The 24,300-nt window shown below is 69.3% G+C and carries 28 protein-coding genes; 24 read left to right on the top strand and 4 right to left on the bottom strand.

The features are described 5' to 3' along the window. Positions 1-22 precede the first annotated feature (22 nt). Together MBA17_RS17920 and hemL are read left to right on the top strand one after the other, a co-directional pair. Positions 23-682, top strand: a complete 660-nt coding sequence (locus tag MBA17_RS17920) for a bifunctional DNA primase/polymerase (protein WP_238497633.1) — start codon at positions 23-25, stop codon at positions 680-682. Between the two features lie 20 nt (positions 683-702). Next, positions 703-1,989 (top strand): glutamate-1-semialdehyde 2,1-aminomutase, encoded by a 1,287-nt coding sequence (gene hemL, locus MBA17_RS17915; RefSeq protein ID WP_238497632.1) that lies wholly within the window; start codon positions 703-705, stop codon positions 1,987-1,989. A gap of 45 nt (positions 1,990-2,034) precedes the next feature. Here the strand turns inward: hemL and MBA17_RS49505 are convergent, their stop codons facing one another. Then, positions 2,035-2,166, bottom strand: coding sequence for a hypothetical protein (locus MBA17_RS49505; protein WP_274385594.1), 132 nt, complete (start codon positions 2,164-2,166; stop codon positions 2,035-2,037). A gap of 74 nt (positions 2,167-2,240) precedes the next feature. Between MBA17_RS49505 and MBA17_RS17910 the strand changes: the two genes are divergently transcribed. The 6 genes from MBA17_RS17910 to ccsB are packed head-to-tail and all read left to right on the top strand — an operon-like array spanning position 2,241 to position 7,792. Next, positions 2,241-3,164 (top strand): LysR family transcriptional regulator, encoded by a 924-nt coding sequence (locus tag MBA17_RS17910; protein ID WP_238497631.1) that lies wholly within the window; start codon positions 2,241-2,243, stop codon positions 3,162-3,164. A gap of 54 nt (positions 3,165-3,218) precedes the next feature. Continuing rightward, positions 3,219-3,854 carry a histidine phosphatase family protein gene (locus tag MBA17_RS17905; RefSeq protein ID WP_238497630.1) on the top strand — a complete coding sequence of 212 codons (636 nt, stop codon included), beginning with the start codon at positions 3,219-3,221 and terminating at the stop codon, positions 3,852-3,854. Positions 3,855-3,908: 54 nt separating this feature from the next. After that, positions 3,909-4,493: a TlpA family protein disulfide reductase gene (locus MBA17_RS17900; RefSeq protein WP_238497629.1), complete on the top strand. Its 585-nt coding sequence runs from the start codon at positions 3,909-3,911 to the stop codon at positions 4,491-4,493. A gap of 3 nt (positions 4,494-4,496) precedes the next feature. Then, positions 4,497-5,231, top strand: coding sequence for a cytochrome c biogenesis CcdA family protein (locus MBA17_RS17895; RefSeq protein WP_238497628.1), 735 nt, complete (start codon positions 4,497-4,499; stop codon positions 5,229-5,231). A 13-nt stretch (positions 5,232-5,244) separates the two neighbouring features. Next, complete coding sequence (gene resB, locus MBA17_RS17890; protein WP_238497627.1) at positions 5,245-6,852, top strand: cytochrome c biogenesis protein ResB; 1,608 nt, start codon at positions 5,245-5,247, stop codon at positions 6,850-6,852. Next, positions 6,842-7,792 carry a c-type cytochrome biogenesis protein CcsB gene (gene ccsB / locus MBA17_RS17885; protein ID WP_238497626.1) on the top strand — a complete coding sequence of 317 codons (951 nt, stop codon included), beginning with the start codon at positions 6,842-6,844 and terminating at the stop codon, positions 7,790-7,792. The genes resB and ccsB overlap by 11 nt, the downstream gene beginning before the upstream one ends. A gap of 54 nt (positions 7,793-7,846) precedes the next feature. Here the strand turns inward: ccsB and MBA17_RS17880 are convergent, their stop codons facing one another. Further along, complete coding sequence (locus MBA17_RS17880; RefSeq protein WP_238497625.1) at positions 7,847-8,140, bottom strand: PLDc N-terminal domain-containing protein; 294 nt, start codon at positions 8,138-8,140, stop codon at positions 7,847-7,849. Between the two features lie 267 nt (positions 8,141-8,407). Between MBA17_RS17880 and MBA17_RS17875 the strand changes: the two genes are divergently transcribed. Further along, positions 8,408-9,115 carry a hypothetical protein gene (locus tag MBA17_RS17875; RefSeq protein WP_238497624.1) on the top strand — a complete coding sequence of 236 codons (708 nt, stop codon included), beginning with the start codon at positions 8,408-8,410 and terminating at the stop codon, positions 9,113-9,115. Between the two features lie 22 nt (positions 9,116-9,137). After that, entirely contained in the window at positions 9,138-9,377 is a 240-nt protein-coding gene (locus MBA17_RS17870) for a hypothetical protein (RefSeq protein ID WP_238497623.1), read from the top strand. A 171-nt stretch (positions 9,378-9,548) separates the two neighbouring features. Here the strand turns inward: MBA17_RS17870 and MBA17_RS17865 are convergent, their stop codons facing one another. Further along, on the bottom strand, positions 9,549-9,788 hold the full coding sequence (locus MBA17_RS17865; protein ID WP_185054627.1) for a BldC family transcriptional regulator: 240 nt from the start codon (positions 9,786-9,788) through the stop codon (positions 9,549-9,551). 241 nt (positions 9,789-10,029) lie between these two features. Between MBA17_RS17865 and MBA17_RS17860 the strand changes: the two genes are divergently transcribed. Further along, the gene (locus MBA17_RS17860; RefSeq protein WP_455432785.1) at positions 10,030-10,311 is read left to right on the top strand and encodes a DUF4229 domain-containing protein; all 282 of its coding nucleotides are present in this window, start codon (positions 10,030-10,032) and stop codon (positions 10,309-10,311) included. Here MBA17_RS17860 and MBA17_RS17855 read toward each other — a convergent pair. Next, positions 10,208-11,485, bottom strand: coding sequence for a hypothetical protein (locus MBA17_RS17855; protein ID WP_238497622.1), 1,278 nt, complete (start codon positions 11,483-11,485; stop codon positions 10,208-10,210). The genes MBA17_RS17860 and MBA17_RS17855 overlap by 104 nt on opposite strands. A gap of 105 nt (positions 11,486-11,590) precedes the next feature. On the opposite strand from MBA17_RS17855, the gene MBA17_RS17850 reads away from it, so the two are divergent. The 13 genes from MBA17_RS17850 (at position 11,591) to nuoK (ending at position 24,254) form a co-directional block, all read left to right on the top strand. Beyond that, positions 11,591-12,340 (top strand): demethylmenaquinone methyltransferase, encoded by a 750-nt coding sequence (locus tag MBA17_RS17850; RefSeq protein WP_238497621.1) that lies wholly within the window; start codon positions 11,591-11,593, stop codon positions 12,338-12,340. Between the two features lie 274 nt (positions 12,341-12,614). Then, positions 12,615-13,892, top strand: coding sequence for a geranylgeranyl reductase family protein (locus tag MBA17_RS17845; protein ID WP_238497620.1), 1,278 nt, complete (start codon positions 12,615-12,617; stop codon positions 13,890-13,892). Positions 13,893-14,007: 115 nt separating this feature from the next. Then, positions 14,008-14,367 carry an NADH-quinone oxidoreductase subunit A gene (locus MBA17_RS17840; protein ID WP_238497619.1) on the top strand — a complete coding sequence of 120 codons (360 nt, stop codon included), beginning with the start codon at positions 14,008-14,010 and terminating at the stop codon, positions 14,365-14,367. 4 nt (positions 14,368-14,371) lie between these two features. After that, the gene (locus MBA17_RS17835; RefSeq protein ID WP_238497618.1) at positions 14,372-14,920 is read left to right on the top strand and encodes a NuoB/complex I 20 kDa subunit family protein; all 549 of its coding nucleotides are present in this window, start codon (positions 14,372-14,374) and stop codon (positions 14,918-14,920) included. Then, positions 14,917-15,618 carry an NADH-quinone oxidoreductase subunit C gene (locus MBA17_RS17830; protein ID WP_455432784.1) on the top strand — a complete coding sequence of 234 codons (702 nt, stop codon included), beginning with the start codon at positions 14,917-14,919 and terminating at the stop codon, positions 15,616-15,618. Before MBA17_RS17835 ends, MBA17_RS17830 begins: the two co-directional genes overlap by 4 nt. Continuing rightward, complete coding sequence (locus MBA17_RS17825) at positions 15,615-16,943, top strand: NADH-quinone oxidoreductase subunit D (protein WP_238497617.1); 1,329 nt, start codon at positions 15,615-15,617, stop codon at positions 16,941-16,943. Before MBA17_RS17830 ends, MBA17_RS17825 begins: the two co-directional genes overlap by 4 nt. A 47-nt stretch (positions 16,944-16,990) precedes the next feature. After that, positions 16,991-17,665, top strand: a complete 675-nt coding sequence (gene nuoE / locus MBA17_RS17820) for an NADH-quinone oxidoreductase subunit NuoE (RefSeq protein ID WP_238497997.1) — start codon at positions 16,991-16,993, stop codon at positions 17,663-17,665. Beyond that, complete coding sequence (nuoF, locus tag MBA17_RS17815; protein WP_238497616.1) at positions 17,662-18,948, top strand: NADH-quinone oxidoreductase subunit NuoF; 1,287 nt, start codon at positions 17,662-17,664, stop codon at positions 18,946-18,948. Before nuoE ends, nuoF begins: the two co-directional genes overlap by 4 nt. Beyond that, entirely contained in the window at positions 18,945-21,356 is a 2,412-nt protein-coding gene (locus MBA17_RS17810; protein WP_238497615.1) for an NADH-quinone oxidoreductase subunit G, read from the top strand. Before nuoF ends, MBA17_RS17810 begins: the two co-directional genes overlap by 4 nt. Further along, the gene (gene nuoH, locus MBA17_RS17805; RefSeq protein WP_238497614.1) at positions 21,353-22,705 is read left to right on the top strand and encodes an NADH-quinone oxidoreductase subunit NuoH; all 1,353 of its coding nucleotides are present in this window, start codon (positions 21,353-21,355) and stop codon (positions 22,703-22,705) included. Before MBA17_RS17810 ends, nuoH begins: the two co-directional genes overlap by 4 nt. Further along, positions 22,692-23,207 (top strand): NADH-quinone oxidoreductase subunit NuoI, encoded by a 516-nt coding sequence (gene nuoI / locus MBA17_RS17800; protein WP_455432783.1) that lies wholly within the window; start codon positions 22,692-22,694, stop codon positions 23,205-23,207. Before nuoH ends, nuoI begins: the two co-directional genes overlap by 14 nt. Further along, complete coding sequence (locus MBA17_RS17795; protein WP_238497613.1) at positions 23,200-23,961, top strand: NADH-quinone oxidoreductase subunit J; 762 nt, start codon at positions 23,200-23,202, stop codon at positions 23,959-23,961. The genes nuoI and MBA17_RS17795 overlap by 8 nt, the downstream gene beginning before the upstream one ends. After that, positions 23,958-24,254 (top strand): NADH-quinone oxidoreductase subunit NuoK, encoded by a 297-nt coding sequence (nuoK, locus tag MBA17_RS17790; RefSeq protein ID WP_238497612.1) that lies wholly within the window; start codon positions 23,958-23,960, stop codon positions 24,252-24,254. The genes MBA17_RS17795 and nuoK overlap by 4 nt, the downstream gene beginning before the upstream one ends. Positions 24,255-24,300: the final 46 nt, after the last annotated feature.

The following is a 24,300-nucleotide window of genomic DNA, read 5'->3' as shown; positions in this document are numbered from 1 at the left end:
GGCGCGCGGACGGAGGAAACTGATGGTGGGGGTACCACTCGCTCGGCGTACCAAACGACGAGCTCGTCATGTGTCCAGGTCCGCCGCCGTGCTGGAATACGCCGCCCTCGGCTGGGCGAGCTGTCCCGGCGCGCACGCGCTGCGCCAAGGCGGCCGGGCCTGTTCCTGCGACCGGGTCGGCTGTCCCGATCCCGGCACGCATCCGCTCTCCCGAGCGTGGCAGATGCAGGCCACGGTGGACACGGCCCAGCTCACGCGATGGTGGGAGCAGGCTCCGGAGGCCAACGTGATCCTGCCCACCGGGCGGGTGTTCGACGTGTTCGACGTACCGCTCACCGCCGGGCTCACCGCCCTGGCGAGGATGGACGCCTCAGGTTCCGACACGGGCCCGGTCGCCGCGAACGGTGACCGGGTCCTGTTCTATGTGGCGACCCGCAACAACCCGGAAGACGAGGACGAGTGGTGGTCCTGCACCCTCGACACCGGTCCCGAGACCATCGACAGCACGCCCGGTCTGCGCTGGCACTGCCGCGACAGCTATGTGCTGGCCCCGCCGTCCACGCTGCCGACCGGCCAGCCCGTCTCCTGGCTCCGCCGCCCCGACGGGCGTCCGCTGCCCGACCCGCTGCGGGTTCTCGACTGGCTCGCCGACGACTACGACCCATCGGCGGATCAGCAGTAGGTAGGGCTAGCCTTGGTGGCGTGAGCCGTACTCAGAAGTCAGCGGAGCTTTTCGACCGGGCCAGGGGAGTCGTTCCCGGTGGCGTCAACTCACCGGTGCGCGCGTTCGGCGCGGTCGGGGGCACGCCCAGGTTCATGGCCGCGGGCCAGGGGCCCTTCATCGTCGACGTCGACGGCAACCGTTACGCCGACCTCGTCTGCTCCTGGGGTCCGATGATCCTCGGGCACCGTCATCCCGCCGTGGTCGAGGCCCTGCACGAAGCCCTCGCCCACGGCACCTCGTACGGCACGGCCACCGCTGGCGAGGTCGAACTGGCGGAGGAGATCGTCTCCCGGGTGGGCCCGGTGGAGAAGGTCAGGCTGGTCAGCTCGGGCACCGAGGCCACCATGTCGGCGGTACGGCTGGCCAGGGGGTTCACCGGCAGGTCGAAGATCGTCAAGTTCGCGGGCTGCTACCACGGGCACGTCGACGCGCTGCTGGCGGCGGCCGGCTCCGGGGTCGCCACCTTCGGGCTGCCCGACACCCCGGGCGTGACCGGCGCGGCGGCGGCCGACACGATCGTGCTGCCCTACAACGACGTGGCGGCGGTGGCGGAGGCGTTCGCCGCCTTCGAGATCGCCTGTGTGATCACCGAGGCGTGCCCGGCCAACATGGGCGTGGTGCCGCCGCTTCCCGGGTTCAACGCCCGGCTGCGCGAGCTGTGCTCCGCGAACGGCGCACTGCTGATCATGGACGAGGTGCTGACGGGCTTCCGGGTCTCGCCCTCGGGCTGGTACGGGCTGGACCCGGTCGAGGCCGACCTGATGACGTTCGGCAAGGTGATGGGGGGCGGTCTGCCCGCCGCCGCGTTCGGCGGGCGGGCCGACGTGATGGCCCAGCTCGCTCCGGAGGGGCCGGTCTACCAGGCGGGCACCCTGTCCGGGAACCCGCTGGCCTGCGCCGCCGGTCTGGCGACCCTGCGCCTGTGCGACGAGGACGTCTACGACCGGGTGGACGCGGCGGCCCAGTTGGTCGGCCGGGCCGCGTCGGACGCGCTGACCGCCGCCGGAGTGCCGCACCGTCTCCAGCGCGCGGGGAGCCTGTTCTCGATCTTCTTCGCCGGGGACGAGGTCACCGACTTCGCCGGGGCCCAGCGGCAGAACACCGCGGCGTACCGCGCGTTCTTCCACGCCATGCTGGACCAGGGGGTCTATCTGCCGCCGTCGGCCTACGAGGCGTGGTTCCTGTCGGCGTCGCACGACGATGAGGCGCTGACCGTGGTGACCGAGGCCCTTCCCGCGGCGGCCAAGGCGGCCGCCCAGGTCTGAACGGGGGTCTTGTAGTCGCTCAGGGCCGCGTCTGACCCGGGCGGCTCAGTTGGCCGGGGCGGGCTGGGGCTTGCGGGTGGTGGTGCGGATCCGGCGCTCCCGGTCGGCGCGGGCGAGCTCCTCCAGGTACGAGATGGTCGGAACAGAATCGTTACGCGAAACCCGTTGTGTTCTCATGCATCTATTTTGCCCTGCATGCTCTCTTCAGCACAAGCGAGACATTCTTAGGGTTAGCGTTTAGAGTTGCTTACATGTTGGATCTCAACAGGTTGAAGGCCCTGCACGCCGTCGCCGTCTACGGATCGGTCGGCGCGGCGGCCGAAGCACTGATGGTGACCCCCTCCGCGATCTCCCAGCAGATCGCCAAGCTGGAACGGGAGACCGGCGCGCCCCTGCTGGAGCGCAGCGGCCGCGGGGTGCGGCTCACCGATGCCGCCGGCCTGCTCGCCGAGCACGCCGAGCGCATTCTCGCCCTGGTGGAGACCGCCGAGGCCGACTTCGAGGCGCTGCGCGGCGCGGTCGTGGGGAAGCTGTCCATGGCGGCGTTCCCGACGGCCGCGCGCGGGCTCATGCCGGCCGCCCTCACCCAGCTCCGCGAGCGCCACCCCGACCTGCAGCTCCAGTTCTTCGAGCGGGAGCCGGAGCGGCAGATCCGCGAGGTCTCCCGCGGCGAGATCGACCTCGCGGTGTCCCAGGACTGGCTGAACCGGCCGATGGCGCTCCCCGACGGGCTCTCCCACGCGACCCTGCTCGACGACATCGCCGATGTCATGGTTCCCGCCGACCACCCGCTCGCCGGGCGGGCCGAGATCGAGCTCGCCCAACTGCACGGCGAGAAGTGGATCAGTTCCTCGCCGGGCACGGTCTGCCACGACTGGCTGGTGTTCACCCTCCGCTCGGCCGAGGTCGAGCCCGACATCGCCTACACGGCCGACGAGTACCCCACCCAGCTCGCCCTGGTGGCGGCCGGGCACGGCTGCGCGATCATCCCGAGGCTGGGCCTCGATGTCCTGCCGGCCGGCGTCCGCGCGATCCCGATCCTGCCGAGGCCGACCCGGCGGATCGTCGCGTTGTGGCGCACCGACGCCGCGCGCCGCCCCGCGATCCGGGCCGCCGTCGAGGCGCTGCGCGTGGCGGCCGCCCCCCTCAGCGCCACGGCCCCCGTCGCCGGCTGAGGTTTCGCCCCGGCAGGTGCCACGCGTGTTACAGGTGAGTAGGCTGAGGCCACCATGGCTGAAACCACCGTCGTCCATCTGCTGCGCCACGGTGAGGTGCACAATCCCGGGGGAGTCCTGTACGGCAGGCTGCCCGGCTACCACCTGTCGGAGACCGGCAGGTCGATGGCGGAGACGGTCGCCAAGGCACTCGCCCATCGTGACGTCACCGTCCTGGTCAGCTCGCCGCTGGAGCGCGCGCGGGAGACCGCGGCCCCGATCGCCGAGGCGCTTGAGCTGGAGATCGGCATCGACGTCCGGCTGATCGAGGCGCTCAACGTGTTCGAAGGCGTGCCCCTCGGCCTGGGCGAGAGCGTGTTCCGCGACCCCCGCCACTACCGGCACTTCTGGAACCCGTTCCGGCCCTCCTGGGGCGAGCGCTACCTGCAGGTCGTCGCGCGGATGCGCGGGGCGATCAACGACGCCCGTACGGCGGCGCGCGGGCACGAGGCGGTGCTGGTCAGCCATCAGCTCCCCATCTGGACCATCCGGCTGGCCGCCGAAGGCCGCAGGCTGTGGCACGACCCACGCCGCCGCCAGTGCGGGCTGGCCAGCCTGACGACTCTGACCTTCGACGGCGACCGGCTCTCCAGCGTGGGATACAGCGAGCCCGCCGGCGCGCTGAACCGGCCCAGTGTGCCAGGCGCCTGATCCCGCGGATACAGTTGGTGCTCTACCGCTTGTAGTGCAGGGAGAGTTTCTCCGATGGCCGTCAGAATCCGTGTGCTCGCGCTTGCCCTGGTGCTGGCCGCCGGCGTGACCGCGTGTGCGGGCAACTCCCCGAGCGGCCAGCCCGCGATGGGCGACACGCGCTTCATCGCCGGAGACGGGAAGATGGTGCTGTTCCCCGCAGCGGAGCGGAAGGCGGCGCCCGCCGTACAGGGGCAGACGCTCGACGGGGCGGCGGTCTCACTCGCCGGGCACAAGGGCAAAGTGGTGGTGCTGAACTTCTGGGCCTCCTGGTGCCCGCCGTGCGTGGCGGAGGCGCCCACGCTCAAGGAGGTCGCCGCCAAGACCAAGGGCGACGGGGTCGAGTTCCTCGGCGTCGCGTTCAAGGACGACAAGGCGGCGGCCCTGGCCTTCGAGCGCAACCACACACCCGGCTACCCGAGCCTGCACGACCAGCCGGGCAGGATCGCGCTGGCCTTCCAGGGCACGGTCCCGCCCGCCGCCCTCCCGTCGACGCTGATCATCGACAGGCAGGGCCGGATCGCGGCCAGGGCGCTCGGCGCGATCAAGTACGCCGACCTGCTCGACGCGATCACGAAGGTGGGGGACGAGAAGCGATGAGAGATGTTCATCGATCTCGCTGACACCGTCGCGTCGGGATCTCTCGGGCTGGCCCTGCCGATCGCGGTGGCGGCCGGTTTCGTCTCGTTCCTGTCGCCGTGCGTGCTGCCGCTGGTCCCCGGTTACCTGTCGTACGTGACGGGGATGAGCGCCGATCCCCGACGCGGGCGGCTGGTGCTCGGCACGGTGCTGTTCGTGCTGGGCTTCGCCGTCGTCTTCGTGGTGGGCGGCGCGGTCGTCGGGACGGTGGGCGCGACGCTGCTCGGCAACGCCGAGGTGATCACCAGAGTGCTCGGCGGGCTGACGATCGTGCTCGGGCTGGCCTTCGTCGGCCTGATCCCCGGCCTCCAGCGGGACGTGCGCATCCACCGGCTGCCCAACGCGGGCCTGGCGGGCGCGCCGCTGCTCGGGGTGGTGTTCGGGCTCGGCTGGACCCCCTGCATCGGGCCGACCCTCGCGGTGGTGCTCACCCTCGGCCTGAACGAGGGCAGCGCCGGCCGTGGCGCGCTGCTCGCCTTCGCGTACGCTCTGGGGCTCGGCCTGCCGTTCGTGGCCGCCGGGCTGGCCTACACCAAGGCGCTGCAGGCCTTCAAGGCGCTGCGCCGCCACTCCCTGCTCATCATGCGCGTCGGCGGTGGCATGCTGGTCGCCGTCGGCATCCTGCTCGTCACCGGACTGTGGGGCGAGGTCGTCATGACGATGCAGGGATGGATCGGCGGATTCCAGCCAGTGATCTGATGACGGGTAATCGATGAAGGCAACCGACGACACCAAGGCGCGTCCCGCCGCGGACGCCGACACCCCGCGCCGGCGTCCCGCCGGTCTCGGCGTGCAGGCCTGGCTTCGCTGGTTCTGGCGCACGCTCACCTCGATGCGGACCGCGCTGATCCTGCTGCTGCTCTTCGCGCTCGGCTCCGTGCCCGGATCGATCTTCCCACAGCGCGGCGTCGAGCCCGGCAAGGTGGCGGAGATCTTCAAAAACGATCCGTCGTACGCCGCGTGGCTCGACAGGTTCTGGCTCTTCGACGTCTTCCAGGCGCCCTGGTTCGCGGCGATCTACCTGCTGCTGTTCCTGTCGCTGATCGGCTGCGTCATCCCGCGTACCGGCGTCTACCTGCGCGAGCTGCGCCGTAAGCCGCCCGCCGCGCCCCGCAACCTCGCCCGCCTGCCGCTGAACGCGTCCTTCGAGGACGACACCCCCGTCGAGGCCGTGTCCGCCAAGGTGGCCGCCAAGCTGCGCGCGCGGCGGTTCCGGGTCGCGACCGGGCCCGGCTGGGTGGCCGCGGAGAAGGGCTACCTCAAGGAGACCGGCAACCTGCTCTTCCACGTCTCGCTGCTGGCGTTGCTGGTCGCGGTGGGCGCGGGCGCCCTGCTGGGCTACCGGGGGAACGTGCTGGTCGTCGAGGGCAACGGGTTCGCCAACACGGTCGCCGCCTACGATCGCTACATCCCCGGCTTCCAGGTCTCCGCGGAGTCGCTCGAACCCTTCTCCTTCCAGCTGGAGGACCTCCAGGTCAGCTATGTGGCCACCGGCGGCAAGCGCGGCCAGGTCCTCGACTTCCTCGCCAAGCTCAAGGTGCACGACTCGCCGGAGGCCCCGGCCCGCGACTACCCGCTGAGGGTCAACGAGCCGCTTGAGGTCAACGGCACCCAGACCTACCTGATCGGCAACGGCTACGCGCCCACGTTCACCGTCGTCGACGGCAACGGCGACGTCGCCTTCGAGGGGCCGGTGACGTGCCTCCCCGAGACCGTCTCGACCTTCGCGTCCGAGTGCACCATCAAGGTGCCCGACGCCAAGCCGAAGCAGCTGGGCCTGTCCATCCGCTTCCTGCCCACCACCATGCGGCGGCAGGACGGCGTCCTCGTCTCCACCTTCCCCGGCGCGCTCCTGCCCACCGCCCAGGTCCGCGCCTTCGCCGGCGATCTCGGCCTGCGCTCGGGCATCCCGCAGTCGGTCTACCTGTTCGACCCCGAGAAGCTGAAGAAGATGGAGCCGCTGGTCATGGCGGCCGACCCGCTGGAGGTCGGCCAGAGCCTCGAACTGCCGGGCGGCAACGGGAAGGTCACCTTCACCGGCGTGAAGGAGTGGATCACCCTCCAGATCGCCTACGACCCCGCCCGGCTGCCCGCCCTGCTCGCCGCCGGCGGCGCCGTGATCGGGCTCGTGTTCGCCCTCACCATCCGGCGGCGCCGAGTATGGGTGCGGGTTGCGGAGGCGGCAGGCGGCGGGAGTACCGTCGTGGAGGTCGGCGGCCTGACCCGCACCGAAGGCGGGGACGCGGGGTTCGCCGAGGAGTTCGCCGACATCGTCAAGGCACTGGGTGCCACATCTGCAGGAGTCAACGATGCCCGTTGAGGTCGACACCGGTCTCGCCACGCTGAGCGACCAGCTCGTCCTGGCGACGGTGCTGCTCTACGTGTTCGCCATGGTCGGATACGCGCTGGAGCTCGGTTTCGGCCGGGCCGCCGCGTCCACGGCCGCGCCCGCCCGCGAGCTCGCGTCCGTCGGCGGTGGTACGGCAGTGGCGGACGCCCCGCCCCCCGGACCCGCGGCCGCCGCGCCGGGATGGCCCGACCGGGCGGGGACCGTGGCCCTCTGGCTGAGCTGGCTCGGCTGGGCGGCCAATCTCGGGTGCATCCTGACCCGCGGGCTGGCGGTCGGCAGGTGGCCGTGGGGCAACATGTATGAGTTCGTGGTGGCGATGGCCTTCGCCGCGATGACGGCCTTCCTGCTCATGCAGCTCCGCTACCCCGTGCGGTTCCTCGGCGCGTTCGTCTCCGTCGCCACCACGCTCGGCATGGGCTTCGCCGTACGCTATCTGCACGTCCAGGCCGGGCCCGTGGTGCCGGCGCTGAACTCCTACTGGGTCGGCATCCACGTCAGCGCGGCCATCATCGCCAGCGGGCTGTTCATCTTGGGCGGGGTGTCGGGCATTCTCTACCTGTTCCGCGGTGAACGTCCCGGCCGGCTGCCGTCCCGCGTCGAGCTGGAGCGCATCGCCCACCGGGCCACCGTGATCGGTTTCCCCATCTGGACCTTCGCCGTCATCGCCGGCGCGATGTGGGCCGACAAGGCGTGGGGCCGTTACTGGGGCTGGGACCCCAAGGAGGTCTGGGCGTTCATCACCTGGATCGCCTACGCCGCCTATCTGCACGCTCGCGCCACCGCGGGCTGGCGGGGCCGGGCCGCCGTCATCGTGCAGATCGTCGCCTTCGGCTGCCTGCTGTTCAACCTGATCGGCGTCAACATGTTCCTCGGCGGGCTGCACTCCTACGCCGACGTGCCGCCGGGTTAGCCATCACGTCCGTCACGCGTGCCGGCCGCTGCCGGCACGCGCCTGCCGCTCGCCTCAGTCTTCTTCCTTGAGGCGGCGGTCGAGGTCCTTGAGGAAGTCGGGGTCGTCGTCGGGGCCTCTGGGGGCTTGCTGGGCGCTGCCGTCACCGGGCGCTGGGGCGGGGGCTCTGGGGTCTCTGGGGCGGCCGAGGAGGAGCCAGAACAGGCCTCCGATGACGACCAGTAGCACCACGATGAGAACCCAAAGAATCTTGGGCAGGTTTCTGGTCTCCTGGTCGGGCGTCGTGATGACGTCGAACAGGCAGTAAAGCCAGAAGGCCAGCAAGGCCAGGCCGAGAACCAAGGGCATGCCCGCACTGTAAGCCATCGACGGGACCATCGCGTCCGCTGTTCAATGTCATCGGACATAACGGATGACGCGCGAAGACCGGCGTCGTACCGTGGAAGCCGGGAATCCACGCGGATGCAGAGGGGTTCGATGGCGCAGTCGGGCGATAAGGGCCGGCATCGGCGAGGAAGTCGCTGGTGGCAGCGCGGGCCGTACGCTTCGCCGCACCGGGGCGAGACCGTCAGGGAGCCGCCGCGTGAGGCAGAGCGGCGGATCGAGCGTGGGCCGGTGGTCGCGGCGTCGGTGGTGGATCGGCCGCAGTACACCTGGCAGGATTTCGAGCTCGACGACGAGCGGCCCAGGGCGCGGCCGAACTCGCCGGAGACGCCCGACATGGGAGACGGCCTGCGGCACTGCGGGGCCCTCGAAAAGGTCGTGCACCGCCAGTGGGACTCTCGCCTCGGACCGCCGCCGATCGAGTCCGTACGGGCGGTCGAGAGCCTCGCACGGTTACCGGAGCGGCTGAAGGCCAAGCTGGCCGACGGACTCGAAGGCATCTACGTCGGGCCCGGCGGAGTCCCCGATCTCGACGACATGGGCTATCTGCGCGGCGCGCCGCTGCCGTCCGGCCGGGCGACGTGGGACATCTGCGCGGGGGCGTACGGCGACCGCAAGATCGTCGTCGGTGACCGGCCGTCGCCCACGCCCGACGTGATGATGCACGAGGTCGGGCACGCCCTCGACGACGTCGACTCCCGGCCGGGGGAATGGGTCTCCGACCTGCCGGAGTTCGTCAGCCTCTACGAGCAGTGCGAGCCGCTCTTCGCGTCCGCCTTCCACCGCCAGCCGGGCGGGCTGGGACGCAAGGAGTTCTTCGCCGACGCCTTCGCCGCGATCGCCTCCCGCCAGCGGCCCGCCCTGGTGGACATGCTCGGCGGAGACACGCGGATGGCGCTCAACGTCATGTTGTTCTTCAATCGGCGCTACGGAATCTGAGACTTATCGGGAAGGTCAGACCATGAACGTCATCCGGCTCGCCGACGGGACCCTGCGCGTGCCGCAGAGCCTTGCCAGCGATGACGGGCGCCTGATCGGCAACGCGTATGTCGAGATCTCGCCGGGCGACCCGGAATACGATCGCTGGCTCGCCGAATCATTCACCGAGGAACAGCTGGCCGAACGGCGGCGGCGCTGGCGGGACGATAACGACGACCTCGAGCGGGAGTTCCTCGCCTTCAAGGCCGACCAGGAGACGTGAGCCGCGGGCCGGTCCTCGTGTCCTCGCCGTACGGGAGCGCCTTGGGGAGAGGCTGGTGCAGGAGAGTTCGTGCGGCGAGAGGCAGGTGAAAGAGATCGCGTCGCGGTGGTCTACGGTGACCCTGCGGCTTCCGGGTGGGCGCGCAGGATCACCGTGGTTGACGACTCGTCGTCAGACGCGCGGGGATTCGCCGGTTGGCCGGTCGGCCGTTAGGACATCCTCACCGCGTAGGAGGGCGTGAACTTCCGACTCGCGGAAGCGCCGGTGCCCTCCGGGGGTTCGAATGCTGCTGATGCGGCCGGCCGCCGCCCAGCGGGTAACCGTCTTCGGGTCGACCCGGAAGAGGGCGGCAACCTCACCGGGTGTCAGCAGACGCTCGCTGCTACTCTCCACAATCTCTCCCCCTCGCATCCCGCTTCCTGCCAGCGGGCGGACAGGTAACCAGTGTGCCGAGCGAAGCCTGTTTTATCCGTGGTTTTCAGCAAAGATCACGGGTTGTTATAGGCCAACTGCCCGATTGTTATATGATAGAGCCTCTTTGGGGCTCTCATGGGTGTTTCTTTACAAAAGGCGGTGTTGGGCACACTATCAGCGCCCGCAGCCGATGCGAAGAGCGACCGCTCCGCCGTGAGAGTGACGTAACCTCGACGCTGTGCGTCCCGTTCTCGTTTACACAGCGTCCCGGATCGGCCTGTTCGTCGTGGCCGTCGGCGTGATCTACCTGCTCGGCCTGCGGAACTGGCCGCTGGTCCTGATCGCGGCCTTCGTGCTCAGCGGCCTCGCGAGCTACGTCTTGCTGTCCAAGCAGCGTGATGCGATGAGTTCGCGCCTCACGAAAGCGGGAACATCCCGACCCGCGCATGATACTCCCGGCCCAGCCGAGTCGTATCGCTCCCAACCAGCAGACCGCCCCGGTGGGGAAGAAAGGCCTTGACGCCGATCCCGCGGTCACGGGTCGGGTTCCAGGACAGGGCCTTGCCGGTGCGTGGGTGGATGGCGCCGATGCCGGGCCGGGCGACCGCTCCCGGACCGGCGCTGTCGCTGCCTCCCGGGTTGTCGAGCCAGCGTTGGTGCCCGCCCACGTAGACCGCCGCTCCGGTCACGGCGACCGAGTACAGCGAGTCACCACCCGTGTGGTTTACCCAGGTTGGTTTGATCGTGTCACCTCGGGAGAAAGTCTCGAATCGCGCGGCGGTGTCGCATAGTTTCCGAGATCCGCCACGGCCGCCTGTCGTGACCACCACGAAGTAGTCTCCTGCGGGTGAGAAATCCACTCCCCTGACGTAGGTCGGAAACGCGTCCTTGCAATTCGTCGCGTACGCGTCCGTCCGCCAAGGGGCGACCTTCGCGGCCGGGCGGCTGATGTCGATCAGGCCCAGTTGTCCCCGCGGCAAGTCGTCGAGCGTGCCGAAGCTGCCGAGGACCGCCAGCCGGGTCGGACTGGCCGCGAGAGCGTAGACCTTGTACTGGCCGCGCCGCGGCTCATCCGGGGTGATGGTGAATCCGGGGTCGGCGGCTCCGGTCGCCGGATCCAGCGCGGCGATCGCCAGGCGGGGGAAGCGGCCCACCCGGTTGAAGTCGCCTCCGGCGTACAGCTTCCCGTTCTGCACGGCCAGGGTGAAGACGCTGCCGCCGGCCACTCGTGGCGCGAAGCCCGGCGCCGGGGCGCCGTCGGCGAGCCGCAGCCGGGTCAGCGCGCGGCTTCCGCCGTGGTCGATCGAGGCGAAGGCGCCGCCGACGTAGACGGTGTCGTCGGCGCCGGGGGCCAGCGCGTGCACGGGACCGTCGGCGCCGGGGGCGAAGTCGGGCAGGATCTGGCCGGTGACGAGATCGAAGGCGAAGAGGTTGTCGCGGTCGAGCGTGGGGCCGAGACGGGCGGCGCGCACCTGGCTGAAGTCGCCGCCGACCACCACGGTGCGGCCGACGAGCGCGATGGCGTTGACGATGCCGTCGAGGACGTGTGGCGTGTGGCCGACCGGGTCGGCCGAGACGACCTTGCTGTGCGCGACCTTGAGGGAGGTGGCGCCTGGCGGAGGGGCGGCGGCGGTCGCGATCCCGGACGGGATGACGGTCAGTGCCGCGGCCACGGCTGCTGTTCGGGCGAGCATTCCTGAATAGGTAGCAGACTCTGTGTAGCCGTGCCGACACTTTCCGTTTATATCTCCTCGTGCCCGCTTCGTTTTCCGTCGGACCTACGGCCTAGGCTGTCCCGCATGACCCGCGCATCGTTGGAGAAGCAGCCACACGAGGTCGCCGCGATGTTCGATCGGACCGCGCGACGATATGACCTGGTGAACGACGTGATCTCGCTCGGGCAGGTGCGGTTGTGGCGCAAGGCCACCGCGGCCGCCGTCGACGCGGGCCCCGGCGAGCTGGTCCTCGACCTCGGGGCGGGCACCGGCACCTCCACCGACGCCTTCACCACGCTGGGGGCGCGCGCGATCGCCTGTGACTTCTCGATCGGCATGCTGAGGACCGGCGTGCGCCGCCGCGGCTCCTCGGGGCTGAGCGGGGGAGGCGTGCGCGGGGTCAGCTTCGCCGCCGGTGACGCGTTGCGCCTGCCGTTCGCCGACGAGGTCTTCGACGCGGTCACCATCTCCGTCGCCCTGCGCAACGTCCACGACACCGTGCAGGCGCTGCGCGAGATGCTCCGGGTGGCCAAGCCGGGCGCCCGCCTGGTGATCTGTGAGTTCTCCCACCCGCCGGTCAAGTCCTTCGACCTCATCTACTCCCAGTACCTCATGCGTCTGCTGCCCAAGGTCGCCGGCGCGATCGGTTCCAACGACGACTCCTATGAGTACCTCGCCGAGTCGATCCGCGAATGGCACGACCAGGCCACCCTCGCCCGCATGATCCAGTCGGCCGGATGGGAGCGCGTCGCCTGGCGCAACCTCAGCCTCGGCGTCGTCGCGCTGCACCGCGCCCGCAAGCCCGGCGCGCCGTCCTCCTCCCAGGTGGCCTGACTCCCTGTTCGTCTGGATGGGCCTGCCTGAGTGTCCTGCCTGAGTGGCCGGTCGGCCGGCTCGATCGCGAGTACGGCGAGTCGTGACGTGGAGGGGCAATCCACTTGCTTCACGTGCTTTTGGGGTGGTTACTCACCGGTAAGGGTGCCGGGCTGTCAACCGATGTGCAAAAGGGGCTAGACTTCGGGCCGACAAGTTTGTGAAGAGGTTCACAAAGGAACGAAGGCCCCATATTTTTCCGAGGCCGTCGAGCGTGTAGGACAGGACAGGTCCCGTGACCGAGCCAGCCGCCGCACAGCGGAACGCCGCTGAGGCTGACGCCGACGTAATCGTCGTCGGCGCCGGGCCCGCCGGCTCAACCACCGCCTTCTATCTCGCCCAGGCAGGCCTGGACGTGTTGCTGTTGGAGAAGACGACCTTCCCCAGGGAGAAGGTCTGCGGTGACGGGCTCACCCCGCGAGCCGTCAAGCAGCTCATCTCGATGGGCATCGACATCGACGCTCCCGGCTGGGTCAGGAACAAGGGACTGCGCGTCGTCGGTGGCGGCATGCGGTTCGAACTCGACTGGCCGGAGCTGACCAACTTCCCCGACTTCGGCCTCGTCCGGGTGCGCAAGGACTTCGACGAGATCCTGGCGACGAACGCGGTCAGGGGCGGCGCGCGCCTGCTGCAGGGCGTCAACGTCACCGGCCCGGTGCTCGACGACCGGAGTGGGCACATCGTCGGCGTCACCGCGAAGAAGGACGGCGAGCCGGTCACCTACCGGGCGCGTCTGGTCGTGGCCGCCGACGGCAACTCCACCCGGCTGGCGCTGGGCATGGGCCTGCACAAGCGCGAGGACCGGCCGATCGGCGTCGCCGTGCGCACCTACTACGAGAGCCCGCGCCACGACGACGACTACCTTGAGACGTGGCTTGAGCTGTGGGACGACAAGACCCTGCTCCCCGGCTACGGATGGATCTTCGGCGTCGGCGACGGGACCAGCAACGTCGGTCTCGGGCTGCTGAACACCAGCGAGGCGTTCAAGAACATCGACTACCGTGACCTGCTGCGCCGCTGGGTGAAGAACATGCCCCCCGAGTGGGGCTACACCGAGGAGAACATGCGCGGTCCGATCAGGGGCGCCGCGCTGCCGATGGCCTTCAACCGGCAGCCGCACTACACGCGCGGCCTCGTCCTGGTGGGCGACTCGGGCGGCATGATCAACCCGTTCAACGGCGAGGGCATCGCCTACGCGATGGAGACCGGGCACATCGCGGCCGAGACGATCGTGCAGGCGTTGTCAAGAGTCACCCCGGCGCAACGAGAGCGTTTGCTGCGGGCCTACCCTGGAGTGTTGAAGGAAGCCTATGGTGGCTATTTCACTCTCGGCAGGATGTTCGTCGACGCGATCGGCAAACCGGGTGTGATGAGCTTCACGACCAGGCATGCGTTGCCACATCCCCGCCTGATGAGGTTCGCGTTGAAACTACTTGCTAATCTCACCGACCGGCGAGGCGACGCGTCAGACCGCATCATCAACGCTCTGTCGAAGGTCGCGCCACCGGCATGACACCCGCAGACCTCCGGCCCCTGGAACGAACGATGAGCGCCCTACCTGGACTTGCCCGACACACCAACACTGACCGCGCGCCCGCGCGCGTGGAGATGGGAGAGGACGCGTAGCGATGGAGCTTTATGTGCCCATCCTGGTGCTCGCCGTTCTCGCGGCGGGGTTTGCGGTCTTCTCGGTGGCGATCGCACCCATCACCGGTCCCAGGCGCTGGAACCGCGCCAAGCTCGACGCCTATGAGTGCGGCATCGAGCCGACACCCCAGCCGGTCGGCGGCGGCCGATTCCCGCTGAAATACATGATCACGGCGATGCTCTTCATCGTGTTCGACATCGAGATCATCTTCCTCTACCCCTGGGCGGTCGCGTTCGACCAGCTCGGGGTGTTCGGCCTGGTCGAGATGGTGTTGTTCATCGTCACGGTGCTGGTGGCCTACGCCTATGTCTGGCGCCGCAAGGGCCTGGATTGGGACTGAAGAAATGGGACTTGAAGAAAAACTCCCCAGCGGATTCCTCCTGGGCACGCTCGAACAGTTCGCCGGCTGGGCGCGGAAGAACTCCGTGTGGCCGGCCACGTTCGGCCTGGCCTGCTGTGCCATGGAGCTGATGGCCACCGGCGGTCCCAAGCACGACCTCGCGCGCTTCGGCATGGAGCGCGCTTCGGCGACTCCGCGCCAGGCCGACCTGATGATCGTGGCCGGCCGGGTGTCGCAGAAGATGGCGCCGGTGCTCCGCCAGATCTACGACCAGATGGCCGAGCCCAAGTGGGTCATCTCGATGGGCGTCTGCGCGTCGAGCGGCGGCATGTTCAACAACTACGCCATCGTGCAGGGTGTGGACCACATCGTGCCCGTCGACATCTACCTGCCGGGCTGCCCACCGCGCCCCGAGATGCTGATCGACGCGATCGTGAAGCTGCACGACAAGATCCAGAACACCAAGTTCGGCCCGCACCGCGCGAAGCAGATCGACGAGCTCGAACTGCAGGCGCTCCGCTCGCTGCCGCTCATCGACCAGGGGGCCAAGTGACTGAGAACCTCCCGGGCGTACCCGAAGAGCCGGTCGCCCGCACCGGCATGTTCGGCGCCGCGGACGGCGGCGACACCTCGGGCTACGGCGGCCTGGTCGTACGGCGCGCGCCGCAGCTCTCCTCACCGCGCCCCTACGGTGGCCCGGTGGGCGCCGCCGGGGCACCCGGCGACTTCGACGAGGTGGCCGACGGGCTGGAGCGCGTCCTCGGCGGCGACCTGTCCGACGCGGTCGAGCGCGTCGTCGTCGACCGTGGCGAACTCACCTTCCACGTGAAGCGCGAACGGCTGGTCGAGGTGCTCCAGCACCTGCGCGACGATCCCGCGCTCCGGTTCGAGCTGTCGCTCGGCGTCTCGGGCGTGCACTACCCGCACGAGACCGGCGCCGAACTGCGCGCGGTCATCCACCTGTGCTCGCTCACGCACAACCGCCGGCTCCGCGTCGAGGTCAGCGCACCCGACAGCGACCCGCATGTTCCCTCCACGATGTCGGTCTACCCGACCCACGACTGGCACGAACGGGAGACCTACGACTTCTTCGGGCTCATCTTCGACGGGCACCCCGCGCTGACCCGGATCGAGATGCCCGACGACTGGGACGGTCACCCGCAGCGGAAGGACTACCCGCTGGGCGGCATCCCGGTCGAGTACCGCGGCGCCGAGATCCCCGCGCCGGACGAGAGGAGGTCGTACGCATGAGCACCGCATATGACGAAGCCGCGGAAGGCAAGGTCTTCACGGTCTCGGGCAACGACTGGGACGAAGTGGTCGGCGCGGTCTCCGGCGCCGACGAGGAGCGGCTGGTCATCAACATGGGCCCGCAGCACCCGTCCACGCACGGTGTGCTCCGGCTGGTCCTGACGCTCGACGGTGAGACGGTCACCGAGGCCCGCACGGTCATCGGCTACCTGCACACCGGCATCGAGAAGAACATGGAATTCCGGACGTGGACCCAGGGGACCACGTTCGTCACCCGGATGGACTACCTCTCGCCGATCTTCAACGAGACGGCGTACTGCATGGGTGTCGAGAAGCTGCTCGGCATCACCGACCGGATCCCGGAGCGGGCGCAGGTCATCCGGGTGCTGATGATGGAGCTCAACCGGATCTCCTCGCACCTGATGGCGATCGCCACGTTCGGCATGGAGCTGGGCGCGACCACGCCCTTCCTGTTCGGCAACCGTGAGCGGGAGCTGGTGCTCGACCTGTTCGAGTACATCACCGGCCTGCGGATGAACATGGCCTACATCCGGCCGGGCGGCGTCTCGGTCGACCTGCCCGCCGGGGCGGTCGACAAGATCGGTGAGTTCCTCAAGATCATGCCGGGGCGCATCAAGGACATGCGCAAGATGCTGGACGAGAACCCGGCCTACACGCGCCGCACCAAGGACGTCGCCTACCTCGACCTCACCGGGTGCATGGCGCTCGGCGTGACGGGTCCGGTGCTGCGGGCCGCGGGCCTGCCGTGGGACCTGCGCAAGTCGCAGCCCTACTGCGGGTACGAGACCTACGAATTCGACGTCCCCATCGAGAAGACCTGCGACGTCTACGGCCGGTACCTGGTCAGGATGGCCGAGATGGAGCAGTCGCTCAAGATCATCAGCCAGGCGCTGGACCGCGTCTCCGGAGCCGAGCTCAAGGGCCAGCCGGTGATGATCGAGGACAAGAAGATCGGCTGGCCGGCCCAGCTCGCGCTCGGCCCCGACGGGTTCGGCAACTCGCCCGACCACATCGCGCACATCATGGGCACCTCGATGGAGGCCCTGATCCACCACTTCAAGCTGGTGACCGAGGGATTCCGGGTGCCCGCCGGGCAGGCGTACGCGGCGGTCGAGTCGCCGCGCGGCGAGATCGGGGCCCACGTGGTCAGCGACGGCGGCACGCGCCCGTACCGCGTGCACTTCCGCGACCCGTCCTTCACCAACCTGCAGGCCATCCCGGCGACCTGCGAGGGCGGCATGATCGCCGACGTGATCGCGGCGGTCGCCTCGCTGGACCCGGTCATGGGAGGTGTGGACCGTTGAGCGCCGAACCGATGAGGGAGGAGGGGAGCGCGACCATGAGCGGCGGCATGAATGCCGGCTACTCGCCGGAAGTCCGTGAGCGGCTCGAACGCGACGCCAAGGAGATCATCGGGCGTTACCCGAAGTCACGCTCGGCGCTGTTGCCCCTGCTGCACCTGGTGCAGTCGGAGGACGGCTACGTCTCCGACAACGGCCAGCAGTTCTGCGCCGAGATCCTCGGCCTGACCAAGGCCGAAGTCGTCGGCGTCGCCACGTTCTACACGATGTACAAGCGCAAGCCTGTCGGCGAGTATCACGTCGGGGTGTGCATCAACACGCTGTGCGCGGTGATGGGCGGCGACCAGATCTGGTCGGAGCTGACCGAGCACGCGGGCGTGGGCCACGAGGAGACCACTCCCGACGGCAAGGTCTCGCTGGAGCGGCTCGAATGCAACGCCGCCTGCGACTTCGCCCCCGTGATGATGGTCAACTGGGAGTTCTTCGACAACCAGACCCCGGCCTCGGCCAAGCAGCTCGTCGACGACCTGCGCGACGGCAAGGAGCCCTCGCCGACCCGCGGTCCGAAGAAGCTGTGCAGCTTCAAGGATGCGTCCCGGGTGCTCGCGGGCATGTCCGACGGCTTGGCCGGCGACGGACCCGCGGCGGCCGGCCCCTCCCTTGAGGGCCTCCGGATCGCCAAGGCCAACGGCTGGACCGCACCCTCCAGGGAGGACTCCGAATGACCACCCTGACTCCGGTCCTCACCGAGAACTGGGACCGGCCCGACGCCTTCACCCTGCAGGGCTACGGAGACTACGCGGCGGCCCGTACGGCGCTCGGCATGGAGCAGGACACCATCATCCAGGCCGTCAAGGACTCGGGCCTGCGCGGGCGCGGCGGCGCGGGCTTCCCCACCGGCATGAAGTGGGGCTTCATCCCGCAGGGCGACGGCAAACCGCACTACCTGGTCGTCAACGCGGACGAGTCGGAGCCGGGAACCTGCAAGGACATCCCGCTGATGATGGCCAACCCGCACGCGCTGATCGAGGGCGTGATCATCACCTCGTACGCGATCCGGGCCAACCACGCGTTCATCTACGTGCGCGGGGAGGTGGTGCACGTCGTCCGGCGGCTCCGCGCCGCCGTGGCCGAGGCGTACGAGAAGGGCTTCCTCGGCAGCGACGTCTTCGGCTCGGGGTACGACCTGGAGCTCGTGGTGCACACCGGCGCCGGCGCCTACATCTGCGGTGAGGAGACGGCGCTGCTCGACTCGCTGGAGGGATTCCGCGGCCAACCCCGGCTCAAGCCTCCCTTCCCGGCTGTCGCGGGGCTCTATGCCTGCCCCACTGTCATCAACAACGTCGAGTCGGTCGCCAGCGTTCCCAGCATCGTGTCCAACGGCGCCAACTGGTTCGCCTCGATGGGCACCGAGAAGTCCAAGGGCTTCGGCATCTTCTCGCTGAGCGGCCACGTGACCAGGCCGGGACAGTACGAGGCGCCGCTCGGCATCACGCTGCGCGAACTGCTCGACATGTCCGGCGGCATCCGCGAGGGCCACCAGCTGAAGTTCTGGACGCCGGGCGGGTCGTCGACTCCGATCTTCACGGACGAGCACCTCGACGTGCCGCTCGACTTCGAGTCGGTCGGCGCGAAGGGATCGATGCTCGGCACCCGGGCCCTGCAGATCTTCGACGAGACCACCTGCGTGGTCCGCGCCGTACTGCGGTGGACCGAGTTCTACGCCCACGAGTCCTGCGGCAAGTGCACCCCATGCCGTGAGGGCACCTACTGGCTCAAGCAGGTGCTCAGGCGGCTGGAGAAGGGCCAGGGCACCGAAGACGACATCGGTACGATCACCGACATCGCCGACAACATCCTCGGCCGGTCGTTCTGCGCGCTCGGCGACGGCGCGACGAGCCCGATCCACTCGTCGGTGAAGCACTTCCGCGACGAATATCTCAAGCACTTCGAGATCGGCGGCTGCCCGTTCGATCCCGCTGCGTCCACAGTGTGGGGGAACGCATGACAGTACAGACGACCTCCACGGGCCCCGTGGACCAGCCGGTCGATCTCGTCAGCCTCACGATCGACGGGTTCCAGGTCAGCGTCCCGAAGGGGACCCTGCTGATCAGGGCCGCGGAGCTGCTCGGGATCCAGATCCCGAGGTTCTGCGACCACCCGCTGCTCGACCCGGTCGGGGCCTGCCGGCAGTGTCTGGTCACCATCCAGGGCATGCCCAAGCCCGCCGCCTCGTGCACGATCGTGTGCACCGAGGGCATGGTGGTCCAGACGCAGCTCACCAGCCCGGTCGCGGAGAAGGCGCAGCGCGGGGTGATGGAGATGCTGCTCCTGAACCACCCGCTCGACTGCCCGGTCTGCGACAAGGGCGGCGAGTGCCCGCTGCAGAACCAGGCCATGTCCAACGGCCAGGGCGAGACCAGGTTCGAGGAGGAGAAGCGCACCTTCGACAAGCCGATCCCGCTGTCCACCGAGGTCCTGCTCGACCGTGAGCGCTGCATCCAGTGCGCCCGGTGCATCCGCTTCGCGGATGAGATCGCCGGCGACCCGCTGATCGAGTTCTTCGAGCGGGGCGCCAAGGAGCAGGTCAGGACCGCGGACGGCGAGCCGTTCGAGTCGTACTTCTCCGGCAACACCATCCAGATCTGCCCGGTCGGCGCGCTGACCAGCGCCGCCTACCGCTTCAAGGCCCGCCCGTTCGACCTGGTCTCCAGCCCCAGCGCGTGCGAGCACTGCGCCAGCGGCTGCTCGCTGCGCACCGACCACCGCAGGGGCAAGGTCACCCGGCGCCTGGCCGGCGACGACCCGCAGGTCAACGAGGAGTGGAACTGCGACAAGGGCCGCTTCGCGTTCGCCTACGCGAGCCAGGCCGACCGCCTGCGCAGCCCGCTGATCCGTGACGAGTCGGGCCAGCTGGTGCCGGCCTCCTGGCCCGAGGCGCTCGCCGCCGCGGCGGCCGGGCTCGCCAAGGCACGCGGCAGCGCCGGGGTGCTGGTCGGCGGCCGGGTCACCGTCGAGGACGCCTACGCCTACGCCAAGTTCGCCAGGATCGCGCTCGACACCAACGACATCGACTTCCGGGCCCGCGCCCACTCCGCCGAGGAGACCCAGTTCCTCGCCCACTCGGTGGCGGGCAAGGGCATCGAGGTCTCCTACCGCGACCTGGAGAAGGCGCCTGCCGTACTCCTGGCGGGCTTCGAGCCCGAAGAGGAGTCGCCGATCGTCTTCCTGCGGCTGCGCAAGGCGACGCGCAAGCGCGGCCTGAAGGTCTTCGGGATCGCCCCGTTCGCCTCCGCCGGGCTCGCCAAGATGCGCGGCACGCTGCTGCGCGCGCAGCCGGGCGCGGAGACCGAGGTCATCTCCGACCTGGTCTCCGGTGACGCCGCCGCCACCGAAGGGCTCAAGCAGCCGGGCGCGGTGATCCTGGCCGGCGAGCGCCTCGCGGGCGTTCCCGGCGCGCTCTCCGCGCTGCTGCGGCTGAGCGCCGCCACCGGGGCCCGGCTCGCCTGGGTGCCCCGCCGGGCCGGCGAGCGCGGCGCGATCGAGGCCGGCGCGCTGCCGAACCTGCTGCCGATCGGCCGCCCGGTCGACGACGAGGCGGCCAGGGCCGAGGTGGCCAGGGTCTGGAACGTCACGAGCCTGCCCAGCACCCCCGGCAGGGAGACCTCGGCCATCCTCGCCGCCGCGCTGAACGAGCAGCTCGACGCGCTGGTGATCGCCGGAGTCGACCCCTACGACCTGCCCGACCCCGACGCGGTCCTCGCCGCGCTGGAGAACACGCCGTTCATCGTAAGCCTCGAACAGCGGGTCAGCGCCGTGACCGACCGCGCCGACGTGGTGCTGCCGGTGGCGACCTCCACCGAGAAGGGCGGCACGTTCGTCGACTGGGAGGGCCGCGGGCGCACGTTCGAGGCGGCCGTCAAGGTCCCCGGCGTGCTGAGCGACCTGCAGGCCATCGCGGCCATCGCCGACCACATGGACGTGCACCTGGGTCTGCCCGACCCGGCCGCCGCCCGCCGTGAGCTGGGCGGGATGGGCCCCTGGCGCGGCGCCCGGCCGGCCGCACCCACCATGGGCGGCCGGACCGTCGCCGTGCCGCTGCCCGGCGAGGCCGTGCTGGCCACCTGGCACCTGCTGCTCGACGAGGGCCGCCTGCAGGACGGCGAGCCGTACCTCGCGGGGACCGCGCGGACCGGCGAGGCGTTGCTGTCGGAGGCCACCGCGGCGGAGATCGGGGTCGTGGACGGCGACAAGATCGGTGTGACCACGGTGCAGGGCTCGGTGAGCCTGCCGGTCCGGGTCGCCGACCTTCCCGACCGCGTGGTCTGGCTGCCGGCGAACTCCGCGGGCTGCTCGGTGACCCGGGATCTCCGGGCCGCGGCCGGCGACATCGTCAAGATCGGGAGCGCCTCATGAACCTCATGCTCGCCCCGGTGCCGGCCGGGCCAAGCCTGGCCGACTTCGGTAAGGATCCACTGTGGATCTCCATCATCAAGGCCGTGTTCATCTTCGTGTTCCTGCTGCTGAGCGTGATGTTCGGCGTCTGGATGGAACGGAAGCTGATCTCACGGATGCAGAACAGGTACGGCCCCAACCGGGCCGGTAAGTTCGGCCTGCTGCAGTCCGTGGCCGACGCCGTGAAGATGGGACTGAAGGAGGACCTGCTGCCGCGGACGGTGGACAAGGTCCTCTACACGGTGGCCCCGATCATCCTGGTGGTCCCGGCCTTCATGGCCTTCTCGATCATCCCGTTCGGGCCGATGGTCTCGATGTTCGGCGTCGAGACGCCGCTGCAGCTCACCGACCTGCCGGTCGCGGTGCTGTTCGTGCTGGCGATGGCCTCGATCGGCGTCTACGGCATCGTGCTCATGGGGTGGTCGTCCCGCTCGCCGTACGCGGTGCTCGGGGGGTTGCGGTCCAGTGCGCAGGTGGTCTCCTACGAGATCGCGATGGGGCTGTCGTTCGTCGGGGTGTTCCTGTTCGCGGGGACGCTGTCCACGTCCGAGATCGTCGCGGCGCAGGCCGACGGGGGGACCTGGGAGATCGCTGGGCTCAGCATCCCGCTCCCGTCCTGGTACGTCGTGCTGCTGATCCCGTCGTTCCTGATCTACGCGATCACCATGCTCGGTGAGACCAACCGGGTGCCCTTCGACCTGCCCGAGGGCGAGGGCGAACTGGTCGGCGGCTACCAGACGGAGTACTCCTCGTCGCTGAAGTTCGCGCTCATCCAGATGGGCGAGTACGTCAACGTCTTCACGGTCTCGGCCGTGTCGATCACGCTGTTCTTCGGCGGCTGGCGGGCGCCGTGGCCGATCTCGATGTGGGACGGGGCCAACGTCGGCTGGTGGCCGATGCTCTGGTTCTTCATCAAGCTGGTGCTCGTCTTCTCCTGCTTCATCTGGGTGCGCGCCTCGCTGCCGCGCATCAGGTACGACCAGCTGATGGCCTTCGGCTGGAAGGTCCTGATCCCGCTCAACCTGGCGTGGATCATGCTGGTCGCCACCGTGCGCGCCTTCCGGGTCGAGGACGCGAACCGGGGAGTGATCTTCACTCTGGCGGCGATCGTGCTCATCGGCTGCTTCGGGATCTGGTTCCGTTTCGATACTGTGCTCCAGCGTCGCCGCGAGAACAGGGCCGCCGAGGTCGAGGCGGAGTTCGAGCAACTGCGCGACGAGCCCGAGGCCGGTGGATTCCCGGTGCCGCCGCTGGACTTGCCGCACTATCACGGTGCGGATCGCAAGGAGGTTCCCAGTGGGAGCAACTGATTGGCTCAACCCCGTCAAGGGCTTCGGGGTGACCTTCCACCACATGTTCAAACGCCCGGTCACCGTGCAGTACCCCGAGGAGAAGCTGCCCACCGCGCCGCGTTTCCACGGTCGCCACCAGCTGAACCGGTGGCCCGACGGCCTGGAGAAGTGCATCGGCTGCGAGCTGTGCGCCTGGGCGTGTCCCGCCGACGCGATCTACGTCGAAGGCGCGGACAACACCGAGGAGGACCGGTTCTCCCCCGGCGAGCGGTACGGTCGCACCTACCAGATCAACTATCTGCGGTGCATCCTGTGCGGCCTGTGCATCGAGGCGTGCCCGACGCGCGCGCTCACCATGACCAACGAGTACGAACTCGCGGACTCGAGCCGGGAGAGCCTCATCTACACCAAGGAGATGCTGCTCGCCCCCCTCGGTCCCGGCATGGAGCCGCCGCCGCACGCGATGCGGCTGGGTGAGACCGAAGAGGACTACTACCGGCTTGGACGTAACAATGGGTGAGACCATCACGTTCTGGGTGCTCGCGGTCGTCTCCGTGTCGGCCGCGCTGGGGCTCGTCCTCAGCCGTCGGGCCGTCTACTGCGCGCTCATGCTCGGCGTGGTGATGCTCTCGCTGGCCGTGCTGTACGCCGTCCAGGACGCGCCCTTCCTCGCCGCGGTGCAGATCGTCGTCTACACCGGCGCGGTCATGATGCTGTTCCTGTTCGTGCTGATGCTCGTCGGCGTCGACTCCTCGGACTCGCTGGTGGAGACCATCAAGGGCCAGCGCTTCTGGGCGATCGTGGCCGGCGCCGGCTTCGCCGTACTGCTGGGGCTGGCGGTGGGCAACGCGGTCCTCAGCCCGCCGGCCGGGCTGCTGGGCGCGACCCAGACGGCGGGCGGGAACGTCCCCGCGCTCGCGCAGCTGATCTTCACCAGGCACGTGTTCGCCTTCGAGGTCGCCTCCGCGCTGCTGATCACCGCGGCGCTGGCCGCGATGGTGCTCACGCACCGCGAACGGCTCACCGAGAAGCCGACCCAGCGTGCCCTGGCCCGTGCCCGCTTCCTCACCGGCGGCTCCGTCGTGCTTCCCGGTCCCGGCGTCTACGCCAGGCACAACGCCAACGACATGCCGGCGCTGCTGCCGGACGGTTCCGTCTCGGAGCTGTCGGTCAACCGGGTCATCGCGCGGCACGACGTCGAGGACGAGCGCTTCCCCGACGACCCCAAGCTCGCCGAGGCCATCAAGCAGGCAGTTGAGGAGGAGAGCAAGTGACGACGCACTACCTGGTGCTGTCAGCGCTGCTGTTCGCCATCGGCGCCGTCGGCGTGCTGGTGCGGCGCAACGCGATCGTGGTCTTCATGTGCGTGGAGCTCATGCTCAACGCCTGCAACCTCGCGTTCGTCACCTTCGCCCGGCAGCACGGCAACCTGGACGGCCAGATCATCGCGTTCTTCGTGATGGTGGTGGCCGCTGCCGAGGTCGTGGTGGGCTTGGCCATCATCGTGACGATCTTCCGAACCCGCAGGTCCGCGTCCGTCGACGACGCCAACCTGCTGAAGTACTAAGAGGTGGCGAGTGGAACCCGCTGAGAAGATCATCCAGCATGCCGGA

Source organism: Dolomitihabitans soli, assembly GCF_022213955.1.
GTDB lineage: Bacteria > Actinomycetota > Actinomycetes > Streptosporangiales > Streptosporangiaceae > Streptosporangium_A > Streptosporangium_A soli.
This window is presented reverse-complemented; position numbering and strand designations above follow the sequence as displayed.